Below are 21,239 nucleotides of genomic sequence, written 5' to 3'. Positions count from 1 at the left end.
ATTGGCTGAAAGCGGTAAACTGCCGTTTTGTGACAGGCAGAGCACTGCTGCCGCTTGAGGAGATTCCAATGAGAGAACATTTTGCGAGCATTATCGCTGGCGTTGGTGAAGATTTAACCCGCCCAGGCCTTCTGGATACGCCGGATCGTGCTGCCAAGGCCTTTCAATTTTTAACCCGCGGCTACCACCAAACACTCGATGAAGTCGTCAACGATGCGCTCTTTCCGTCTGACTCGGATGAAATGATTATCGTAAAAGATATCGAACTCTATTCGCTGTGCGAACACCATCTTTTGCCATTTATTGGCAAAGCTCATGTTGCTTACATACCAACCGGAAAAGTGCTGGGTTTATCGAAGGTTGCCCGAATTGTTGATATGTTTGCCCGCCGGTTGCAAATACAGGAACAACTTACCGTACAAATTGCCGAGTGCATCCAGGATATTACCGGGGCCTCCGGCGTAGGTGTGATCATCGAAGCAAAGCATATGTGCATGATGATGCGCGGTGTTGAAAAACAAAATTCGTCAATGAAAACATCCGCCATGCGCGGAACATTCCGCAGCAACCAGGCCACGCGCAATGAGTTTTTATCACTGCTGCGCTAATAACTTTCGAATAATTCTTACCCAACAAAAAGGCGGCATCATTGTGTGATGCCGCCTTTTATTTTCATCCAAAATAATTAATCTACTGTAGATCAATCATTTACTTTTACAACTTCCACGCGGGCGCTTCTATCCCCCCTACCCGCTGGTGCAAGGCTACCAATACCGTATGTCGTTATGCGCGCAGCAACTATGCCTTTTTCTTGCAGCGCCGCTTTCAGTTGCGCAGCATAAAGCAGTGAATCTTTTTGTTGCTGTGCAAGAGGGACTGGTGCGTAATCATGCCCGACCAGCGCAAGTCTCCAATCGACTTTTTGTGTAAGCGCATCAATGAGTGCTTGCAGATGTGCCTGTTTGATTTGGATATTCGTACTGCCCTGCGCATCTTCAGCAACCAAATCGGGGAATACATAATAGCCGTTGGTTTCAAGTGATTTAATAATCGATTCGGGACTTGACGCTATACCAAGCTCGATAATTTTATCGACATGCAGCACATCCAACTGCACATATACGCGCTTGTTACCGCGCTGCACGGCGTAAAGCGCGACATAGAAAGGTTTTTCATCCGCTGTCGTCACTTCATAAGCGCCGTATTGCTGGAACTGATCTAACCCGTAGAGCATCTGAAGCTTGAAATGATTATTGGCCCAGGAGTTACTGGTTCCGCAATCGCGGCTCTTGCAATGGAACAACTCGCGAAAATTAAAATTTTGTAATTGATCCAGATAAAAATCAAAACCGTTACTGGCACTGTGCCCCTCCGGTAACTCCAGCGTGTAGCGTGCAAGCGTTCCACTTAAACGCTGCTGGCGATCTACCCGCCAGCTGCCGGCGATTTTTTTGTAACTTCCTAGCGCCAACACATATTCATCCGTTTCTGCATTGCTTTCAAATATCACTCTGGCATTGTGATAATTTTGCACAGGCAATTCCGCTGCAGATAACACACCGGCCATCAATAACAAAAACGCCCCACTGATAAAACGTACAAAATTCATAAGCTCTCACTAAACAATAGCCGTTATTGTTAACTGGGTTTTACTTGATGAATTGAGAAAAAAAACGGTTAAGTTTTTCTGCGACCAAATCCACCTCTCGCTCCATATGCAAATGGTGCCCACCGGATAAGACCTCATAATCCACCTGCGGGAATTGTTCAACTTCGTGTAAATAATTTGCATAGAGCTTTGGCAGACCATCATGTGCCAAAAGCAATTTTATCGGTGCACTAACTTGATTGACAAACGCGTGGAGATGCTCGCGCGATAATTTAATCATTGAGGGAGCCAGTAAGCGCGGGTCAGTACTCCATGAAACGCCACCTGCTTGCGCAACCACACCGCGCTCCGTCAACGCCTTGGCCGCCGCATGCCCAAGCGGAAACATACCACGCTCACGCGCCTTGATTGCAATACTCATATCAGGATAAATAGAGGGAATTTTTCGCTGTTGGACGCGCAAACCCTGAATAGCGCTAGCCAGTTGTTTGGGGGCTTCCTCCGCGCGCGCAGGCTCAGGTAATAAACCTTCAACCAACCCTAGCGCGATAAATCGCTCAGGAAAAGTACCTGCGGCAAGAGTGCCGATAATTGCTCCGCGCGAGTGCCCTAGAAGTACAAAACGCTCCCAACCAAAATGATCGGCAACCGCGAGAATATCGTTGATATCATCCCAAGGGGTGTAAGCCATTTGACCGGGGCGATGTTCACTTTGGCCATGGCCTGCCATATCAAGCGCAACAATATGCAGATTTTTCAAGCGCGGTGCCAAAGCAAAGAAGCTTGCAGCGTTATCCAACCAGCCATGTAATGCAAGTACAGGTAGCTGTGTTGAATCGCCCCACTCCTGCGCAGCGAAATTCATTCCATTGACGGTAAAACGCAATTCGCGCGGACCGGGTGATTGCGCCATAAAAAGATCCACAGAGGAAGTAAGAAATAAAACACGGTTGTTTTATTTTAGGCGTGATCCAGCCAAAGTAAATCGCCCATATCGGCGGCAACCACTTGCGCGCGGATCGCCGCGAGGGAACTGGTACCCATTGGATAATAATCACCAGGTTTACCGCACAGCAAATTGACGAGCGCCCCCACCAATGGCTGGTGGCTCACCAGCAAGAGTGATCGATCAGTGCCAATAAACTGCGCATTGAGTTTATCCAACCAATTCATTAACACTTGCGGATTGGCCTCAGGTACTAACAAATCGGTCGTTTGGATTTTTAACCCGGGAAAATAACTCAACGCAATTTCTGCTGTTTGTTGTGCACGCACCAAGGGACTCGCCCAGATTTGTACAAGGGGCATATCCGCAATGCGCTCCTGCACAATTCTGGCGGTATCATTGCGGCCTTTATTAGTCAGTTGCCGCGCATCATCGGAAGTGATCTGCGCTTCCGCCTGACCGTGACGCAAAATAAAAATCGTCATTTACTTTGCGGCTTCTTCGGGAGCATCAGCCACAAGTGCAGGCTGGACAGCAACTTCCGGTTCAGCACTTGAGTTCGCAGGCCAATCAGCAAACGGAAACGGTTTTTCTTCGCTGCTGTAACACAAAAATTTTAATACATTGTAAATGTACGTAGACAGTGAATGACCAAAGCGACGCAGGTGTTGATTGTCTTCACCGGTAATCAATGAAAATACAAATTGCACTGCGACCAACACCCACATCACCAAACTTGCCAGTTGCAACACTGCCGCAAACAGCAACATAAACACCAAACGCAACCAGTGTTTACTGGAGGTGAGATTGGATTTTAATTGTTCATTGTCCATTAATTTCCCCTTAAATATTCAACGTCATCCGCTTGCTCGCCCACCATTAAGCCACGGGCGACCTCGGCAATCGCTTTTTGTTGGAAGAGCACCGCATAAAGCCCCGATACCAAGGGCATATATACCTGCAACTCATCGGCCTTTTGCTTCACTTGGCGAAGCGTGTTAACACCTTCGGCAACTTGCCCCAAGGAGGCCACTATCTCATCCAGTTTTTGCCCTTGCCCCAATGCAAATCCGACGCGGTAATTCCGGCTCAAATCCGACGTACAAGTGAGAATTAAATCGCCCACACCCGCCAAACCTAAAAACGTCATGGGGTTGGCCCCCATCATCTGCGCAAAACGCCCCATTTCTGCAAGGCTGCGGGTAAGCAACATTGCCTGGGTATTATGGCCAGCACCCAGTGCCGCTGCCATGCCGCAAATAATAGCGTAGATATTTTTCAGCGCGCCGCCCAACTCTACACCATAGCGGTCATGATTGGCGTACACGCGGAAGGTGGACGACTTCAAGGTTTCCTGCACGCAGCTGATAACACTTTGGTTTTCGCTAGCGATAACAGTTCCGGTCTGCTGCTGTTGCACAATTTCTTTCGCAAAGTTGGGTCCACTCAATACACCGATAGGATGGCCAGGCAGCTCTTGCTCAAGAATCTGGCTCATCAGGGTAAACCCTTCCGGCTCTATCCCCTTGGCAGTGCTTACCACCATAGTCTCATCACCCAGCAACGGTTTTAACTGTTGGGTTACCGCACGAAATGAATGGCTGGGGATGGATACAAATACCAGATCAGCCCCTGTCACCGCTTGCGCCAGGTCAGAGGTAATTATCAGCTGCTCATGGAGCATATAACCGGGTAGATAGCGAGCATTTTGGCGCTCGGATTCACAGACCTCTGCCTGCTCCGCAGAGCGCATCCACAGGTAAGTTTGATGGTTGTTACAAGCGATGATGTTGGCAATTGCCGTACCAAAACTACCACCACCAAGCACGGCAACCTTCAATCGTTTACTCATAAATAAATCCACTTTTTTGAACAAGAAAAAACGCTAAAAATTTCGTCACCTGTTACGGCACAAAAGATACAAAACACACAAACTGTAACTTTTTTGCACAAAAACCTTCATCAAAATTTTGTCCACATTTTCTGTGGATAACTTGGTGGATAGTTTTTGGGAAACCGCCTCAAAGGCTTATAAAATCAGTACCAATGACAAATTGATCAAAATTTAATCTATATGAAAATATCTTTATTTTTCATAGTGTTACACAAAAAAACCAGATCAAAAGCTCATTTTTTCACGTTTTTGATCAAGCCATGAACTGCTTGGGCGCTTAAGCACATGAGGTGTGCATAAAGAGTTAGTGGTTATTAACCTTAAACAACCGATAGACACGAAATATTCATATTGCAAGGTAAATTTTTGCTAAATGTTTGCGTCATTTTGAACCACAAGATTTAACAATTTCCTTCAGTTAGCCCAACGCTCAGTCGATTGCGCTGCTAGCACTTCATAACTGGATTCTATTGGCGCAAAAATGCACCATAGCTGCCATCAGCGTAGAGTAATGGATCTACCTCTGCGCTATTTAGAATCACTTTGTGGATGACACCAATAATGATCTTATGAGTTCCGTAGGTGGTTACTTGATCGGTTTGGCAGACAAAAACGGCCTGGGCATCGGCCAACACGGGTAAACCGGTTTCGTCCTCTTCCCAATTGCCCACTTCAAAGCGATCACGATTGGGTTCACGCCCAGCGCAAATATTGGAAACATCCTGATGATGAGTAGAAAGAACATTAACAGCAAACTGACTACCTAAAGTTGCCAAATGCCCCTGTTGTGACACTAACTGATTAATGCACACAAGAAGTGATGCGGGTGAATCAGATACTGAAGTGACGGAAGAGACTGTCATCGCAAAACGTTGATTGCCGGGCAATGTCGTCGATAACACACAAACACCAGATGCCAGACGGCGCATACCCAACTTCATTGAAACCGCTAAATTATTGTTTTGCATAAAATCTCCCAAACGATAGTTGCGTATTCTGACTAGCTGCTGGGCGACACACAAGCCTAAACAAAGACTTAGCACCCTGTTTCGCCAGCAGATTGTCAGGGTCACACAAATACAGCCATAGGCAAAGCTCAATGGGCTGGCGGGTAAAATGCTATAACACCGGCAGTTGTTACTCCTTTATCAAATATCATAAGTGCCATAGTAAAGGCATTTATTGCGAACACCGGAATCAAAATCCAGGGCTCTTTTATCTATCTGAACACGGCTTACACAAGCTGATTAGAATTTAACTCGATGCGCTAAATATTTTATTTTGTTGTGTTTTTTCCGTTGACGATACAGGAACTCACCGTTAATATGCGCACCACTTGAAACGCAGTCAGTTTTAAGTCGTCGGAGTGTAGCGCAGCCCGGTAGCGCGTCTGTTTTGGGAGCAGAATGTCGGGGGTTCGAATCCCTCCACTCCGACCATCTTTTTATCGAACCTGCGAAGGTTTGTTCCAGCATGTGCCCGTAGCTCAGCTGGATAGAGCACCCGCCTTCTAAGCGGGTGGTCGCAGGTTCGAATCCTGCCGGGTGCGCCATTTGGGCTATTAATTACTCGCCCACACTTCACTTGATAAGCTTTCTGTTGGGATCTAATCCCATCATATGGATGTGTTGTTTGTTCTCGCTACGGTGGCTGTAGCTCAGTTGGTAGAGCCCTGGATTGTGATTCCAGTGGTCGTGGGTTCGAGCCCCATCAGCCACCCCAATCCCCCCTCAAAAAAAACATCTCTAAAATTCCTCACTTAAGCTATCAAGCAACGCCCTTCAGAATCTTCATTTTTATAATATGTTCACATTGCTTTTCCCCACATCTACCATTCGCCACCCGACTTGTTACTGAAAATTCTCAACCATGAATAGTGAACCGAAATATCCGTTCATTGTTACTCTACGCCGCTAGCACCTGACCCCTAAAACGGCGCCCCCTTTCCCATCGGCCAGTATTTGCATCCCCCTACCTTAATTCCCTTGGCGCCCCACCCTCACTGTGGGAAAATGCGCGACCTCAGACTTATACCCCTTCTCATTTACTACACAGGTAATTAGCGCCCATGTCCGCACTTGTATTGGATGGCAAAGCCCTTGCCGAAAAAACTGAACAGGAACTCTCTGCTCGCGTTGCTGCATTAAAGGCGCGTAGCAATGGCCAAACCCCTATTCTGGCGACCATTCTTGTTGGTGATGACCCAGCTTCAGCGACCTACGTGAAAATGAAAGGCAATGCCTGTACCCGTATTGGTATGGAGTCATTGAAGGTGGAGATGCCTTCATCTACCACTACCGAACAATTGCTCGCCAAAATCCATGAATTGAATAACAACCCTAACGTGCACGGTATTCTGTTGCAGCACCCGGTTCCGCACCAAATCGATGAGCGCCTGTGCTTTGATGCAATCAGCGCGGAAAAAGATGTGGATGGCGTAACCTGTTTAGGTTTTGGCCGCATGAGCATGGGTGAAGAAGCTTATGGCTGCGCAACACCAAAAGGCATTATGCGTTTGCTGGAAGGCTACGGTATTGAACTCGCAGGCAAACACGCTGTAGTGGTCGGCCGCAGCCCAATTCTCGGCAAACCAATGGCGCTGATGCTGCTTAATGCCAATGCCACTGTCACCATTTGCCATTCACGCACCCAAAACTTACCGTCACTCATTAAACAGGCCGATATTCTTGTGGGCGCCGTGGGCAAGCCGGAATTTATTAAAGCCGAGTGGATTAAAGACGGCGCAGTGGTAGTTGATGCTGGCTATCATCCCGGTGGTGTGGGCGATATCGAATTGAAGCCGTTGGTTGATCGGGTTGCTGCTTATACACCGGTTCCCGGTGGTGTTGGCCCAATGACCATCAACACCCTGATTTACCAAACCGTAGACTCGGGCGAAAAGAAAATCGGTTAATGTTTTCTGTTGCATCGCTGTAATAGTGCTGGCCATTATTGTTCGTATCGCTATTTAACTTTTAAGGAGTAAAAATCAAATGCGTAAATTTCTTTTGCTGGGTAGTTTGTTGGCAGTGAGCGTTTCTGCCACTGCAAATGATGCGGTTAAATATACTTGCAAGATGGGTAATGCCGAGCGCGTTATTGAGGTCGTTTATGCATCAGCTGACAAGAGCGTTCCTTGCTCAGTAAGCTACACCAAAGACGGTGCAACACAAACACTCTGGAATTATGAAAGTACCCAAGGCCAATGCGAAGCCAAGGCAGCAGAGTTTGCCGAAAAGCAAAGCGGCTGGGGATTTAGCTGTACCTCTGAATCCAGTGGCAATGAAACCAGCAGCGATGCATCTGAAGCAACAACAAGCGCGCAATAATTTTTAGCGCTGCTTATAGCTTCACCGATAAAAGCAGGCACTCGCCTGCTTTTATTTTTATAGCCCGATATGTTTAAAAACCAACGCCATTTTATAAGCGCTAACGCAATGACAGACATACTGCCGATTATTTACCGCGATGAATACCTGGTTGCTATAAATAAACCGGGGGGCTTGTTGGTGCATCGCAGTGAAATTGATCGGCATGAAACACGTTTTGCTGTGCAGTTGTTGCGCGATCAAATCGGGCAGATGGTTTATCCAATCCACCGTTTGGATAAACCCACCTCCGGGGTATTGGTATTTGCATTCTCGTCAGACGTTGCACGGCAATTAGGCGATATTTTTAGCCGTCATGCACTAACCAAAACCTACGTGGCATTGGTGCGCGGCTTTGCACCAGAACAAGGAATTATTGACCACCCGTTAGTTGAAGAACTGGATAAATACACGGATAAAAAAGCGCGTGCAGATAAACCAGCACAAGAAGCCATAACTGAATTCAAAACGCTGGCACAGATCGAATTTCCGTTTAGCATCGATAAATATCCCTGCACCCGCTATTCATTGGTGCAATGCAGCCCACACACAGGGCGCAAGCATCAAATCCGTCGCCATATGAAACATATCAGCCATCCGATTATTGGCGATGCCAAACACGGCAAGGGTAATCATAATCGATTTTTTCAGGAACAATTCGCTTGCGATGGATTAATGCTGGCATCAACTACAATGGAGCTCATTCATCCGATAACGAATGAAGCACTGACATTGACTGCACCACTCGCCACAAAATTTACTAACATTATTCGCCAGTTTGGCTGGGAAAGCGCCCTGCCCGCCAGTTGGATTACCACCCAGGATCACTAATGCGTCTCGACAAATTTCTCAGCCAAAACAGCGACTCATCGCGCTCACTTATCCAGCAAGCCATTAAAGCAGGCAGAGTCAGTGTGAATGATGTTATTGCTAAAAAAGGTGACCAAAAATTACTGGGTGACGAAATAATTACGTTTGATGGTAAACAGGTCGAAGCATTTCAAACCCGCTATTTAATGCTGCACAAACCCTTGGGTTACGTGTGTGCCAACAGCGATAGCGATTACCCGGTTGTGATGGATTTAATCCGCTTGCCGCGCTGGCAGGAGTTACAAATTGTGGGGCGCCTGGATATCGACACCACTGGATTAGTATTACTCACGGATGATGGGCAGTGGAATCACCGCATCACTTCACCGCGCCACGAATGCGATAAAATTTATCGCGTTACCACGGCCAACCCGATCAGCACCGACACTGCTGAACTGTTTGCTGCCGGGGTGCAATTACACGGGGAAAAAGCCCCCACGCGCCCGGCGCAATTGGAATTAATATCCAGCCATGAAGCCCGTTTGAAAATTCATGAAGGCAAATACCATCAAGTCAAACGTATGTTTGCGGCGGCAGGTAATCTCGTGGTGGCGTTGCATCGCGAAAGCATTGGCAACATTCAATTGGATCCCGCATTAGCGCCCGGTGAATATCGCGCATTAACAGCAGAAGAAATAAAGAGCGTAGCACCATGAATGATTTGGCACTCAACTGGATCACCCAGGAATTGACCAGCATCCACGCCGATAAGAATGCTCGCATTCTGTGGTGCACCGATGAAAACGCACTCAATACATTGCCCGCCGTATTACACCATGAACAATTACTCGTGCTAACCAATCGCTGGGATGTTGCCGAGCAGGCAAAAGCGCGCGGCTTCACCACAGAATTTAATGATTTTGATTGCAGTGAAATCACCGATAACAGCCTCGATAAAATTTTTTATCGTGTATCCAAAGAAAAACCGGTTGTGCATCACGTGCTTAACCAAGCCTGGCGCTGCTTGAAACCCGGCGGGCAATTATTGCTGGCGGGCTATAAAAATGAAGGGACAAAAACCTATATCGAAAAAATCGCCAAGCTGCTCGGCAGCGGAAAAAATATTGTAAAACATGGCCCGGTTTATTCTGCCGAGCTCAGTAAATACAACGAGTATGATGCGGCGGAGTTGTTGGATGATAGCGACTATCGTCAGCCGCGCCCGATCGCCCCGGATTCAGGGCTCAGGCTATTCAGCAAACCGGGGTTATTCGGCTGGAACAAACAGGATGCGGGCAGCGCCTTGCTTATCGAACAACTCAAGCACTTATTGCCTCTGCCAAATCCGTTCAATAGCGGCGTGGATTTGGGCTGCGGTTACGGTTATTTGACTATCGCAGCCGCAAGCCTCGACATCTGCAAAGATATTAACCATTGGATACTGACCGACAACAACGCTGCCGCGCTAGAGCTTGCCCGGCAGAACCTGCAACACAATCAGTTGAATGGAGAGGTTATCGCCGCCGATGCGGGTAAAGGCATCCGCACCAAGGCCGATCTGCTGTTGTGTAATCCACCCTTTCATCAGGGATTTGGCATAGATGGCGATCTGACAGACAAATTTCTCCTGAGTGCCAAGCGCCTTTTGGCGGCCCAGGGTATTGCACTTTTTGTGGTAAACCAGTTTATCCCGCTGGAGCGCAAAGCGGCACCGCTGTTCAGCCAGATTAAAGTGATAATCGATAATGGCAGCTTCAAGGTGATCCAACTGGGACTTTAAGCAAGAACACTGGTGAAAAAACAACCTGCACCCGATATCCATGCGGTACATTTTGGATAGCGAAAATACAGCTTGCAGGATTAATAAACAGCCTTGAATTTATTGAGGTTTTTTTGCCGGAAAAGTTAACGAAAAGGACTAAAAAACGGTTGACCAACCAAAACTGCCTCTATATCATGCGCACCACTTCCACAGAGGAAGTCACCGTTCCGCCTTAGCTCAGTCGGTAGAGCAAATGACTGTTAATCATTGGGTCGCTGGTTCGAGTCCAGCAGGCGGAGCCAGATTTAAAGAAAAAGGTCGCATTTATGCGGCCTTTTTTGTGCCTGTACTTTTTGTTTTTAATGTTTTGTGCTGATAAAAGGCACTTTATATCCACTACCCACCTTGAGCGGAGCATCCCATGTTTAAAGTTAACGAATACTTTGGTGGCGCAGTTAAATCTATCGCATTCCAAACCGAAACCCTGCCAGCCACCATTGGCGTAATGGCCAAAGGGGATTACGAGTTCGGTACCAGCCAAAAAGAATACATGACTGTAGTAAGCGGTAGCCTGACCGTGGTACTGCCAGGTAGCGACAAAGCAGAAACTTTTGCAGCAGGCCAAACGTTTATTGTTGAAGCCAACCAACGCTTCAAAGTATCAGCCGACGTAGAAACTTCTTATTTGTGCAAATACGAATAAACCGTTCGTTATCTGCAGATTAAAAAGACGCTTCGGCGTCTTTTTTGTTTTTTATCCCGATAAAAAACAAACGCGATTTATTAAAACGGTTGACCGTTATTTTTTGCCTCTATATCATGCGCGCCTCTTCACGATGAAGAACACAATTCCGCCTTAGCTCAGTCGGTAGAGCAAATGACTGTTAATCATTGGGTCGCTGGTTCGAGTCCAGCAGGCGGAGCCAGATTTAAGCACGATAAAACAAAAAGGCCGCACTCAGTGCGGCCTTTTTTTATTAGCCATGAAAATAATGCACCTGCTAATTTTCGATTTCTTTCGCACAAGCAGTAAATTTCATCTCGGGTTGATTAAAAAATTCATCGAGATGCTCCAACAAACAAACATCGCTCCCCAAAACTGAGTGGGCGATTTTTTCACGCACACGCAGCTGGCTGTATGGCCATTGTTGATTAACACTTTGCGCCCAGCTCACCGGTGTTATAGGGTCTAATGCACCAGCGAGTATTAGGGTTGGCAGTTGTGGGGCAACCTTTTCCAATGGCGAATCACTTGGCAGGCTGTGGCAGAGCTGATAGCGCCATTGGTCGCGAGTGTACTCTTGCAATAATGGATACTTTACTAATGCCGCTGTGTAATCTGTTTCCGATAGAACAGGATTATCCGCACAATCCACTGCCGTAAAAGTCAAACTATTAAAATCGCTCGTCATGCTGTTATTAATAAACGGCTCCATCAAGGGTTTTAATAAATCTGAACGCCCCTCCTCTACCGCATTAATTGCATCAATAATGGTTGGCCAATCGCTTGGATTATAAACAGCGGCAAAGGTGGCTGATAAAAAACGATGGTCATTTACCACAAAATTTACCGGCGCTTCACCATCCCAACGCTTGATAGTGATTGAAATGGGATTGCGCTGTAAATTGCGCAGCGCTTGCATAAAGTGTTGTTCTAGCGAAACAACATCACCTATTGAAGATTCATTTAATTTTTTTATGCATTCATGCTGCGCACTGCAGCCTTTAAAAAACTGCTGCATCCCCTCATCCAATACCTGCGGCCAGGTTTGTACGCCGCCAAAACCGGCCGGATAAACTGAATCCAGCACCATAGATTTCAATTTTACTGTCTGTGGAGTTTGCTGCTCTTGTAAAGCGATTTCCAGTGCAAGCCGTGTTCCGTAGGAGACGCCTAGAATATTCCATTGTTGATAATCAAGCTGCGCCATTAATGCGCGCACATCCCGCGCTGATTTTTGAGTGCTAAAATTGCGATAATCCAGCTGCGGATTCGCTTGCGCTGAGGATGCAAAACATTGTGCCGCCACATCGTAGCCCTGCGCCAACTCATCGCCCAAGGCGATATTCTGACGCAACAGCTGCTGATTAAATTGATTGTATTCACTACACACGAGCGCCGGTTTGCTCCGTCCGGTGCCGCGAGTATCGATCAAAATCAAATCACGCTTCGTATTGCTATAACGCATCCAATTCAACCAGCTTTTTATTCCATCAGTATGCAATCGTGCACTCGCACCTGGCCCACCCTGCAAATATACAATCGGATCAGCGCGGCGCTGTTCGGCATCATTGTGCAAAATAACAATAGCTAAACGGAATTGTTCCGGTGTTTGCAATTCACCGCAGGTAATAGTGGCCGTCCAATCAGCGTCGAACCAACAGGCAGTTTTGATGAAACGGTAATCGCTATTGGGTAAAGGTTTTTCTGCCGTCTCCGATGATGGGTAAAAATATCCCACTACCGTTACCGATAAGGCCAGCACTATTGCTATACCGAGTCCAATTAAAAATCGCATCAGGATTTATCCATTTTCTGTGTACGGGATAATAATTGCGGCCAAGGCAACAACCATGGCTCGCGCCATTCCTGTATCGCGGCAGTAAAAAAATCATCGCAAAAAAAATCGCCTTCGCGCGGCAATTCGGTAAATCGGTAATGTTTTCCACCCAGCACAAACGTTAGACTGTAAGCGTGTAAATAACAGCGGTCATAACCTGCACTTTGTATTGAATCGCCATAGAGTGAATCGCCCGCAATAGGCGAACCAATGCTTTTTAATGCGACACGAATTTGGTGTGTTTTTCCGGTGTGAGGTTTCACCATAAACAAACGATGGCCCGGACTAATACTTTTACTAAAGAATTGGGTAATAGCAGGGTTGTCTTGAGCGGTGATTAGTTTCCATGCACCGCGACGTGCAGGCGCCATATCACCTTTTATCAACCCTTGTTTTTTATTCGGTTTTTTTGCGCTAACTGCAAGATAATACTTTTGTATCTGGCGCCGGCTAAAAGCATCGGTGAGCTGCCGATTGATTTCCGGCGTTTTCGCCATCACCAATAAACCCGAGGTAATTTTATCGAGCCGGTGCACAGGAAATAGCTCGCAAAATCCTTCTTGTTGTTTAACCGTTTCAAATAGACCAGGTTCACCAGATTCGCTGTGAAAACTGGCGCCCGGCTTTTTATAAATCACTACAAATTCCGGATTATTTTCAACAATGTCATACATGAGAAACAGCTCAATTGGAGATGGCGCGCAGGTTATCAGCCACAGATTATTTCGGCTATAAGATTATTTTGGCTATAAAAAGCCACTACTTGTGACTTAAAAAACTAATGTAGGTGTAGCGTCAAGAGTGGGCGTAGCTATAATCAGTTCAGGTGTCCGCTTCGGTTGTCGTAATGACGGGTTTCCCCTAAGAGCGCTCATGTCAGTGCTCCATGTTTTGAGTTGTGCCCAGCTTTTTGCTTAAGCAAAAGCGCCAGCGGCCAAGCAAACAAACCAATCACCAACAGCCGGCGGGCACCTTTTTATTACCCACAATTTCCTGTTTGCTCTACCTGCCCTCTATAATTCCGCCCTCGCTTTTACCTATCGCTATTTTCTATGAATGATCAAAATACCGAACGCTATCGCCAGCAACACAAACTGCGGCTGAGCTACATGCCCTGGCTTTATGCCGGTTTAAAACCTGCACATCGCAGCTGGGCGCAGGCTTGGCAGGATGAGTGGCAGACTTATCTAACGGCAATGGAAACCATCATCATCGGTAAAGATTGTTTTATCGCTCCTGAAGCGCGGATATTTGCCGAACCCGGCCGTCCGATCCTGATTGGCGATAATTCTTACATTGCCGCTGATTGTGTCCTGCACGGGCCAATTACCCTGGGGCAAGGTGTTTCAATTAATCACCACGTAAGCCTGGATGGCGGCCGCAAAGGAATTGTGGTTGGCGATAATACGCGTATCGCAGCTTACACCTATGCCTACGCGTTTAACCACGGCATGGACAGTGACAGATTAGTTTGCGATCAGGCCGTCAAATCACAAGGAATCCGTATAGGTAGCGATGTATGGATTGGCGCCAACACGGGTATAGTAGATGGCGTCTCTATTGGCAACCATGCTGTTGTTGGCATGGGCAGCATAGTGACCAAATCCGTAGCCGATTACACCAAGGTCGCAGGTAATCCGGCGCGCATCATTGGCAACCGCACAACCGAAGTCTGAATACCCCCCACGCGCAACACCCGGTGCATGAACTAGAATCAATTAACCCCAGCATATTAGGTTCAGCAATGCGTTATTACCTACCCTTTCTCACGCTCCTGCTGACCCTGCTGCTGGCACCATCAGCCAGAGCCACGCAACAGTTAAAAGTACTTGCATGGGATGGATACGCCGATACTGATCTCGTGCGGGAGTTCGAACAGCAACATAAAGCTAACGTTGCAGTAACTTATGTCTACTCTGACGATGAACTCTGGAGCAAAGTTAACGAAGCAAAAAATGGGGGCTATGACTTGCTGGCAGTGAATACCGCCGAATTGCAGCGCTATATCCAGAAAGGCTTGGTACGCGCGATTGATACACAGCGGATTACCAACATTCCCCAGCAACTACCGCGCTTCCAACAACGGAACTCTATTCCCGGGCTGGTTAAAAATGACCGGACCTATGCCATTCCCTATACCTATTCCGAAATGGGACTGATCTACAACCGGAAGCTGGTGCATCAACCACCCGCTAGCATCAAAGCATTATGGGACCCAGCCTACACCGGCAAGGTGCTGGCATTTAACACCAGCAACCACAACTTCACCTTGGCTGCGCTCAGCCTAGGCATCACATCGCCGTTCCATCAATCGCCCGAACAGCTACAGCTATCTGCACGCCGCCTGATTGAATTGCGCCGCAATATATTGACTTTTTATTCGTCACCACAGGAGGCGGTGAAACTGTTTAAAACTCAGGAAGTCGCACTTATTTACGCCAATTACGGTAGCCAACAACTAAAAGCACTCGCCGATATCGGCGCCGATGTAGGCTACGTAATGCCGCAAGATGGCACACTTGCCTGGTTGGATTGTTGGGCCATTGGCCAGCATGCAAGCCCTCTTGCCGAACAGTGGATTAATTTTATGCTGGAAGAAAAAGCAAGTCTCCGCTTAACCAACGTGCACGGGCTTGCCAATACGCTCGATGAATCCAGTGCGCACCGCGACGCCAAACTTATTTGGCTCGAACCTATCGAAAATGCAGATGCACGCATTAGATTGTGGGAACAAATTATTTCTGGCGATGTAATGGAACGGTTTTAGTTATGGGATCAAGGATTGTTATTAAACTCACTATCTGGATTGCCCTGCTCAGCCTGTTGAGCGCAGGGATTAGCGTGTATTTTACTTACACCCATAGCCGCGCCCTGTTGATCCAATCTTCCAAAGATAAATTAGCTACTGCCACGCAGGTATTAGCCAATCGCTATTCTTTTTTTATCGCCGATATAACCAAAGATTTATTATTTATTGCGCAACTCCCTGCCATTGAAGAAATTGCCTCCAGCCATTCACCACAGACCGACAAACAACGCATGCGCCTGGCGAACGCGCTGTCAGGATTTCTTCGCTCCCATGAGGAATATAATCAAGTTCGATTTATCGGCGCACACAATCACGGTCTGGAGTTGGTGCGCGTTGATAAGACCCAAAATGCTGTGCATATCGTTGAAGGTATGGCACTGCAGGAAAAAGCCCACTATTCCTATGTGTACAACACGCTGAAATTAAAACAGGGCAGCGTTTTTGTATCAGGTATCCGGCTCAATAAAGAGCGCGGGCTGCTTGATGGTTATGGTAAACCGAGCGTCATTGTTGCTACACCAGTGTATGGCACGAACGGCAACGTGTTTGGTGTTATTGTCATTAACGTTGACTTGGAAAAAATGTTTGCATTAATTGAAACTGATATTCCCGCCGGAATTGATGTAATCGCCACCAACTCCGCTGGCGATTATATTTTGCATCCAGACGCGGAAAAAACCTTCGGTTTTGATAAAGGTGCGCGCGTACTCATGCAAAACGACATCCCCGTCACACAGCATATTTTTTCCGGTGAGGTATCAAGCTTGGTGGCAGAAGTGCACGATTTTCGTTTCCCCGAAAAACAGGCCGTTATTTCGTTAACCAAAGTCCCTTTTGCCACGGAATCCGATGAAAAATATATTGTCCTGGGTTTAATCAGTAATCTCGACGCCGTATTGGAAGACAGCCGCCAACTCGGCATTACAAGCCTGCAAATTTCACTGGCCTTTGGTGTTTTATTTGTGTTGCTCTCACTCATACTTGCACGCAAAATCACCACCCCACTGCAGCGTATGGCCACTACCTTTGCACGTTTTAAACAGGGCGACCCTGTGCCCGAACTCAGTACAAACCGCGATGATGAATTGGGTTTGCTCGCGCGAAACTTTTCGATTATGGCCAAAAAATTAAATGCGCAGTTAATGGAGCTCAATACCCAGCGCCAGTATTTACACAAAGTAGCGCACCACGACGGGCTGACCGGATTACCCAATCGCATCCTGCTTGAAGACCGCATTGAACAGGCATTGATTAGTGCCCGGCGCGATAAAGCCGAGATCGCGGTAATGCTTATAGACCTGGATGATTTCAAACCGGTTAATGATAAATACGGACATGATATTGGTGACAAGTTATTACAAGAATGCGCTGCTCGTATGCTGACCTGCATCCGCGAAACTGACACAGTCGCACGCTACGGCGGCGATGAATTTATGACTATTGTTTCTGCGCGGGAATTGCAATTACGCGGTATGAGCGCGCGCCATATCAGCCGCCAGGTTGCCGATAAAATCCGCACTGCGTTAAACCAGCCATTTAAGATCGACAATTTTTTACTTAATATTTCCTGCAGTATTGGTATCGCGATTTATCCACAAGACGGGGATGACAAAAACACCCTGATCAAACATGCCGACCTTGCGATGTATTACGCGAAATCAACAGGAAGAAATAACGTAAAGCTGTACACTGATACCCAAACAGATTAGGAATTATAAGCACCATGATTGATTCACACTGGGCACTTGAGCTGCTGACCTGGCTTGAAGTCAGCTTCATTGTATTGGTCGGCGCCGCGTTACTCGTGGTAGTCTTTATGTATGTCACCGACATCACTCAAAACACCCACACTATCCGCAAAAATTATCCTGTTATTGGCCGCTTCCGTTATTTTTTTGAACATCTAGGCGAATTTTTTCGTCAATATTTTTTTGCCAACGACCGCGAAGAAATGCCCTTTAATCGTGCCGACCGCTCTTGGGTTTATCGCGCCGCAAAAAATATTGATAGCAATATAGGGTTTGGCTCAACGCTTAATTTAAATGAACCGGGCACGCTGATTTTTTTAAACGCCGCTTTTCCCATTATGGAAAATGATGCGCTTATGCCTTCCCCCGTCACGCTAGGCCCTTTTTGCAGAACGCCCTATACAACTAATTCAATCTTTAATATTTCCGGTATGAGCTATGGCGCTATTTCCAGCCCCGCTATCAAAGCCTTATCACATGGCGCTGCAAAAGCTGGCTGCTGGTTAAACACCGGTGAAGGCGGTTTGTCGCCCTACCATCTTGAAGGCAATTGCGATTTGGTATTTCAAATCGGCACCGCCAAATACGGGGTGCGCGACCTGGATGGCAATTTGAGTGATGCACGCTTATTGGATTTGGCGGCAAAACCGCAAATCAAGATGTTTGAAATAAAGTTAAGCCAGGGCGCAAAACCCGGGAAAGGCGGCATATTGCCAGCAGAAAAAGTATCCGTTGAAGTGGCTTTGATTCGCGGTATCCCTGAGGGACAGGCATCGATTAGTCCTAATGGCCACACCGATATTCGCTCGGTTGCCGAGCTGTTAAAAATGATCGACCATATCCGCACTGTCACCGGTAAACCGGTTGGTTTTAAAGCCGTACTCGGCGAAAAGAAATGGCTCATCGATTTAATTAACGAAATCCGCATTCACGGCATTGAAGCCGCACCGGATTTTATTACCCTCGATAGCGCCGATGGCGGCAGTGGCGCTGCACCGCAACCACTGATGGATCATGTAGGGTTACCGATCAAAGAAAGCCTGCCCTGGGTAACTGCACTGTTAACGGAAGCGGGTTTAAAAGAGCGGATTAAAATTATCGTCGCCGGGAAACTGATCACACCGCACATGGTGGCATGGGCACTTGCGAGTGGCGCTGATTTTGTGAATAGCGCGCGTGGATTTATGTTTGCACTGGGCTGTATCCAGGCACTGCAATGCCACAAAAATACTTGCCCTACCGGTATTACCACCCACAACAGCAAGTTGCAAAAAGGGCTTGACCCAACCAACAAAGCAGAGCGCGTAGCGGCCTATCAATACAACATCACAAAAAGCGTTGCTATGATTGCGCACTCCTGTGGCGCAGCTGAGCCGCGCCAATTAAAAAGCGAGCATATTCATATCGTCAATGCCAATGGATTTTCGGTACCGCTGGATGATTTCAATCCGCAACCCTTGATTTTTGCACCTCATAATCCCCATTTTTCAGAAAGTAAAACGCTGACAAAAAATTAATTCTTAATGTAGATGTTGCGAGGACACAATGAATTACATAAAACCACTTATCGCGTTAACACTCACTTGTAGTGTAGCCATCACCAATGCTCAAACACCGCTGAATGTTGTGTCTGAACCCACTCCCGTTGTACCACCAAAGGATGTCACCATTAATGACTTAGGTTGGATGGATAAGAACAAAATGGAGCAGGAAATTACCGAGTTGAGCGAGCTGACACAAACCAAACTCGGCACACCGATTCGTAAAGATCTCAGTGATTTAGACACTATGCAGCGCCTTGTCGATAAAAACCTTGTCGAGCAAGACGATTATGAAACCCAACAAGCAATGGGCTTGGTCTTGGGCAACCTGATCCTGGCTGATTTTCCCAACACCTTTGAATGGAAAATTTATGAGGATGAGATTGGCCGCAGCCGTGCGCTTTGTGTCAAAAAAACCAGCGACTGCCTGTTTCCAATCACCATGCTTTCACGCCGTATGGAAGTGGGCACAAAACCTGATGTGAAAAAAATTCACAATGATGCCATTATGCGCATGGAAAAACACCTGCCCAAACTGCCTTATGACGGTGGCATAATGTACAAGTTTCCACGCTAGCAAATATCACCCACCTGTAATCTTTTACCTTCACCGCAGGGAAAATTGTCCCTGAGGTGAAGGTAAAAAATAATATCGATAGCCTCTGTCGATTTAGCACAACCTCATTCGACTAACTAACACAACTCCGCTCATGAGGGCGGCATGAACATTTACTGACAGATGCTGGCATGAGCATTTGGGTATGATCCATTCTTGCGTTAGTTTATTTATCACGGAAGCCACTCTATGTCTGATTACTCAACCCACCCCACGCCTTCGCGCATTTCCGCGCAGGAATTTACCCTGCTGGTTGCGCTCCTGATGTCGATTGTGGCTATGTCGATTGATGCACTGCTCCCGGCTCTCGGATTCATTAGCAACGATATCCCACTCTCGCATAGCAATCAGGCGCAATACATTATCAGCGCCTTGTTTCTGGGGATGGCCATAGGCCAATTAGTATGTGGCCCCTTGTCCGATGCAACCGGGCGTAAAAAAATTCTCTATGCCGGTATCGCGTTGTTTTTTTGCGGCAGTTTGATTTGTTTTTTTGCGCAAGATATTAATACCTTGCTCATCGGGCGCTTCATTCAAGGGCTTGGTGTTGCAGGCCCTTATGTTTCAGCCATCTCCATTGTGCGCGACAAATATGCGGGCAACGAAATGGCGCGCATCATGTCGCTGGTAATGATGATTTTTATTATGGTGCCTGCACTCGCCCCCAGCATTGGCCAGGCAGTATTGTTGGTGAGCTCGTGGCGTTACATCTTTGTAGTTTATATTGTTTATGCGCTGATTATCGGCATATGGATTTTTATACGGTTGGAAGAGACGCTCCCCAAACAGTATCGAATACCCTTTAGTACACGCGGTTTTATCGATGGCTTCAAAGAGGTTATCAGTAATTACACCACCATGTGTTACACGCTGTGTATGGGTTTATTTTTTGGTAGCTTTCTAGGTTACCTCAATTCATCGCAACAAATTTTCCAGGATTTATTTCAAACCGGAAAATTATTCACCATCTACTTTGGTGTATTAGCGTTAGTGTTTGGTGTTGCATCACTGGTTAATTCACGCTTTGTGGAAAAGTGGGGAATGGATTATTTATGCAACCACGCCGTTTGGGGAATTATTCTTAGCTCGGCTATTTTTTTTAGTTGTTCTGATGTTACTGCCTGCCAACCTCTGGCTATTTATGATTTATGCCTCAGCGTTATTTTTCTGTTTTGGCTTGGTCTTCGGTAATGTCAACGCCATGGCGATGGAACCCATGGGGCATGTAGCCGGCATCGCATCAGCTATTATCGGCGCTACATCATCAATCATGTCCATGCTGATCGGCACTGCGATTGGCCAAATGTACAACGGCACTCTCGTGCCAGTCACCAGCGGTTTTTTAATACTCGGTGCCATGGCATTGGTGATTTTACAACTCGCACGCAATAAAAAAGCGCTCCTCGCCGAGCCCGCTGGCGAGTAACCTGATGAACAACGCCTTTTTGCATATGCAGAAAGGCGCACATTCAGCGTCACAACCAAACAAAAAGTCACTGGCATATTATTCACCAACTGCGTACCATGCGCGCCGACACCCTTAAGGTCAGTGTCGCCCTCCTCTGCTGTCAAACA

At 47.0% G+C, this 21,239-nt stretch carries 22 protein-coding genes and 5 tRNA genes; 19 read left to right on the top strand and 8 right to left on the bottom strand.

Going from position 1 to position 21,239, the window contains the following annotated elements; all coding sequences use genetic code 11:
- The first annotated feature begins 68 nt into the window (after nucleotides 1-68).
- A complete protein-coding gene (folE, locus tag J2X05_RS06545) occupies nucleotides 69-608 on the top strand; it encodes a GTP cyclohydrolase I FolE (protein ID WP_310070282.1) in 540 nt (179 codons plus the stop codon).
- 92 nt (nucleotides 609-700) lie between these two features.
- Here folE and J2X05_RS06540 read toward each other — a convergent pair whose 3' ends face one another.
- The 6 genes from J2X05_RS06540 to J2X05_RS06515 all read right to left on the bottom strand — a co-directional run bounded on the left by J2X05_RS06540 (nucleotide 701) and on the right by J2X05_RS06515 (nucleotide 5,417).
- Nucleotides 701-1,609 carry a DUF4892 domain-containing protein gene (locus tag J2X05_RS06540; protein ID WP_310070280.1) on the bottom strand — a complete coding sequence of 303 codons (909 nt, stop codon included), beginning with the start codon at nucleotides 1,607-1,609 and terminating at the stop codon, nucleotides 701-703.
- 40 nt (nucleotides 1,610-1,649) lie between these two features.
- Entirely contained in the window at nucleotides 1,650-2,522 is an 873-nt protein-coding gene (locus J2X05_RS06535; protein WP_310070277.1) for an alpha/beta fold hydrolase, read from the bottom strand.
- A gap of 47 nt (nucleotides 2,523-2,569) precedes the next feature.
- Nucleotides 2,570-3,040, bottom strand: coding sequence for a phosphohistidine phosphatase SixA (gene sixA / locus J2X05_RS06530; protein WP_310070274.1), 471 nt, complete (start codon nucleotides 3,038-3,040; stop codon nucleotides 2,570-2,572).
- A complete protein-coding gene (locus J2X05_RS06525; RefSeq protein ID WP_310070273.1) occupies nucleotides 3,041-3,388 on the bottom strand; it encodes a DUF4389 domain-containing protein in 348 nt (115 codons plus the stop codon).
- Nucleotides 3,388-4,407 (bottom strand): NAD(P)H-dependent glycerol-3-phosphate dehydrogenase, encoded by a 1,020-nt coding sequence (locus J2X05_RS06520; RefSeq protein ID WP_310070270.1) that lies wholly within the window; start codon nucleotides 4,405-4,407, stop codon nucleotides 3,388-3,390. Before J2X05_RS06520 ends, J2X05_RS06525 begins: the two co-directional genes overlap by 1 nt.
- Nucleotides 4,408-4,916: 509 nt before the next feature.
- Nucleotides 4,917-5,417, bottom strand: a complete 501-nt coding sequence (locus J2X05_RS06515) for a flavin reductase family protein (RefSeq protein ID WP_310070267.1) — start codon at nucleotides 5,415-5,417, stop codon at nucleotides 4,917-4,919.
- A gap of 394 nt (nucleotides 5,418-5,811) precedes the next feature.
- Between J2X05_RS06515 and J2X05_RS06510 the strand changes: the two genes are divergently transcribed.
- The 11 genes from J2X05_RS06510 to J2X05_RS06460 all read left to right on the top strand — a co-directional run bounded on the left by J2X05_RS06510 (nucleotide 5,812) and on the right by J2X05_RS06460 (nucleotide 11,315).
- Nucleotides 5,812-5,888: transfer RNA gene (locus J2X05_RS06510), tRNA-Pro, on the top strand.
- Nucleotides 5,889-5,924: 36 nt separating this feature from the next.
- Nucleotides 5,925-6,001 (top strand) — tRNA-Arg (locus J2X05_RS06505).
- Between the two features lie 94 nt (nucleotides 6,002-6,095).
- Nucleotides 6,096-6,171 (top strand) — tRNA-His (locus tag J2X05_RS06500).
- 346 nt (nucleotides 6,172-6,517) lie between these two features.
- Nucleotides 6,518-7,363: a bifunctional methylenetetrahydrofolate dehydrogenase/methenyltetrahydrofolate cyclohydrolase FolD gene (gene folD, locus J2X05_RS06495; RefSeq protein WP_310070264.1), complete on the top strand. Its 846-nt coding sequence runs from the start codon at nucleotides 6,518-6,520 to the stop codon at nucleotides 7,361-7,363.
- Nucleotides 7,364-7,442: 79 nt separating this feature from the next.
- Nucleotides 7,443-7,778: a hypothetical protein gene (locus tag J2X05_RS06490; RefSeq protein ID WP_310070261.1), complete on the top strand. Its 336-nt coding sequence runs from the start codon at nucleotides 7,443-7,445 to the stop codon at nucleotides 7,776-7,778.
- A gap of 108 nt (nucleotides 7,779-7,886) precedes the next feature.
- The gene (truC, locus tag J2X05_RS06485) at nucleotides 7,887-8,648 is read left to right on the top strand and encodes a tRNA pseudouridine(65) synthase TruC (protein WP_310070259.1); all 762 of its coding nucleotides are present in this window, start codon (nucleotides 7,887-7,889) and stop codon (nucleotides 8,646-8,648) included.
- Nucleotides 8,648-9,343, top strand: a complete 696-nt coding sequence (gene rsuA / locus J2X05_RS06480) for a 16S rRNA pseudouridine(516) synthase RsuA (protein ID WP_310070255.1) — start codon at nucleotides 8,648-8,650, stop codon at nucleotides 9,341-9,343. Before truC ends, rsuA begins: the two co-directional genes overlap by 1 nt.
- Nucleotides 9,340-10,407, top strand: coding sequence for a class I SAM-dependent methyltransferase (locus tag J2X05_RS06475; RefSeq protein WP_310070253.1), 1,068 nt, complete (start codon nucleotides 9,340-9,342; stop codon nucleotides 10,405-10,407). The genes rsuA and J2X05_RS06475 overlap by 4 nt, the downstream gene beginning before the upstream one ends.
- Before the next feature lie 208 nt (nucleotides 10,408-10,615).
- Nucleotides 10,616-10,691 (top strand) — tRNA-Asn (locus tag J2X05_RS06470).
- Nucleotides 10,692-10,810: 119 nt separating this feature from the next.
- Nucleotides 10,811-11,092 (top strand): pyrimidine/purine nucleoside phosphorylase, encoded by a 282-nt coding sequence (gene ppnP, locus J2X05_RS06465; RefSeq protein WP_078042810.1) that lies wholly within the window; start codon nucleotides 10,811-10,813, stop codon nucleotides 11,090-11,092.
- A 147-nt stretch (nucleotides 11,093-11,239) separates the two neighbouring features.
- Nucleotides 11,240-11,315: transfer RNA gene (locus J2X05_RS06460), tRNA-Asn, on the top strand.
- A 75-nt stretch (nucleotides 11,316-11,390) separates the two neighbouring features.
- On the opposite strand, the gene J2X05_RS06455 is transcribed toward J2X05_RS06460, so the two are convergent.
- Nucleotides 11,391-12,908, bottom strand: a complete 1,518-nt coding sequence (locus J2X05_RS06455; protein WP_310070249.1) for an alpha/beta fold hydrolase — start codon at nucleotides 12,906-12,908, stop codon at nucleotides 11,391-11,393.
- Nucleotides 12,908-13,624 (bottom strand): TIGR01621 family pseudouridine synthase, encoded by a 717-nt coding sequence (locus J2X05_RS06450; protein WP_310070246.1) that lies wholly within the window; start codon nucleotides 13,622-13,624, stop codon nucleotides 12,908-12,910. The genes J2X05_RS06455 and J2X05_RS06450 overlap by 1 nt, the downstream gene beginning before the upstream one ends.
- 378 nt (nucleotides 13,625-14,002) lie before the next feature.
- Between J2X05_RS06450 and J2X05_RS06445 the strand changes: the two genes are divergently transcribed.
- The 7 genes from J2X05_RS06445 to J2X05_RS06415 all read left to right on the top strand — a co-directional run bounded on the left by J2X05_RS06445 (nucleotide 14,003) and on the right by J2X05_RS06415 (nucleotide 21,090).
- Nucleotides 14,003-14,626, top strand: coding sequence for an acyltransferase (locus tag J2X05_RS06445; RefSeq protein ID WP_310070243.1), 624 nt, complete (start codon nucleotides 14,003-14,005; stop codon nucleotides 14,624-14,626).
- 68 nt (nucleotides 14,627-14,694) lie between these two features.
- The gene (locus tag J2X05_RS06440; RefSeq protein ID WP_310070240.1) at nucleotides 14,695-15,717 is read left to right on the top strand and encodes an extracellular solute-binding protein; all 1,023 of its coding nucleotides are present in this window, start codon (nucleotides 14,695-14,697) and stop codon (nucleotides 15,715-15,717) included.
- A 2-nt stretch (nucleotides 15,718-15,719) separates the two neighbouring features.
- Nucleotides 15,720-17,468 (top strand): diguanylate cyclase domain-containing protein, encoded by a 1,749-nt coding sequence (locus J2X05_RS06435; RefSeq protein ID WP_310070239.1) that lies wholly within the window; start codon nucleotides 15,720-15,722, stop codon nucleotides 17,466-17,468.
- 14 nt (nucleotides 17,469-17,482) lie between these two features.
- Entirely contained in the window at nucleotides 17,483-19,024 is a 1,542-nt protein-coding gene (locus J2X05_RS06430; protein WP_310070237.1) for an FMN-binding glutamate synthase family protein, read from the top strand.
- A 28-nt stretch (nucleotides 19,025-19,052) separates the two neighbouring features.
- Complete coding sequence (locus J2X05_RS06425; RefSeq protein WP_310070234.1) at nucleotides 19,053-19,625, top strand: DUF3806 domain-containing protein; 573 nt, start codon at nucleotides 19,053-19,055, stop codon at nucleotides 19,623-19,625.
- 228 nt (nucleotides 19,626-19,853) lie between these two features.
- On the top strand, nucleotides 19,854-20,855 hold the full coding sequence (locus J2X05_RS06420; RefSeq protein ID WP_310070232.1) for a multidrug effflux MFS transporter: 1,002 nt from the start codon (nucleotides 19,854-19,856) through the stop codon (nucleotides 20,853-20,855).
- On the top strand, nucleotides 20,806-21,090 hold the full coding sequence (locus tag J2X05_RS06415) for an MFS transporter (RefSeq protein ID WP_310070230.1): 285 nt from the start codon (nucleotides 20,806-20,808) through the stop codon (nucleotides 21,088-21,090). The genes J2X05_RS06420 and J2X05_RS06415 overlap by 50 nt, the downstream gene beginning before the upstream one ends.
- Nucleotides 21,091-21,239: the final 149 nt, after the last annotated feature.

It is taken from the genome of Cellvibrio fibrivorans, assembly GCF_031457055.1.
Lineage (GTDB): Bacteria > Pseudomonadota > Gammaproteobacteria > Pseudomonadales > Cellvibrionaceae > Cellvibrio > Cellvibrio fibrivorans.
This window is presented reverse-complemented; position numbering and strand designations above follow the sequence as displayed.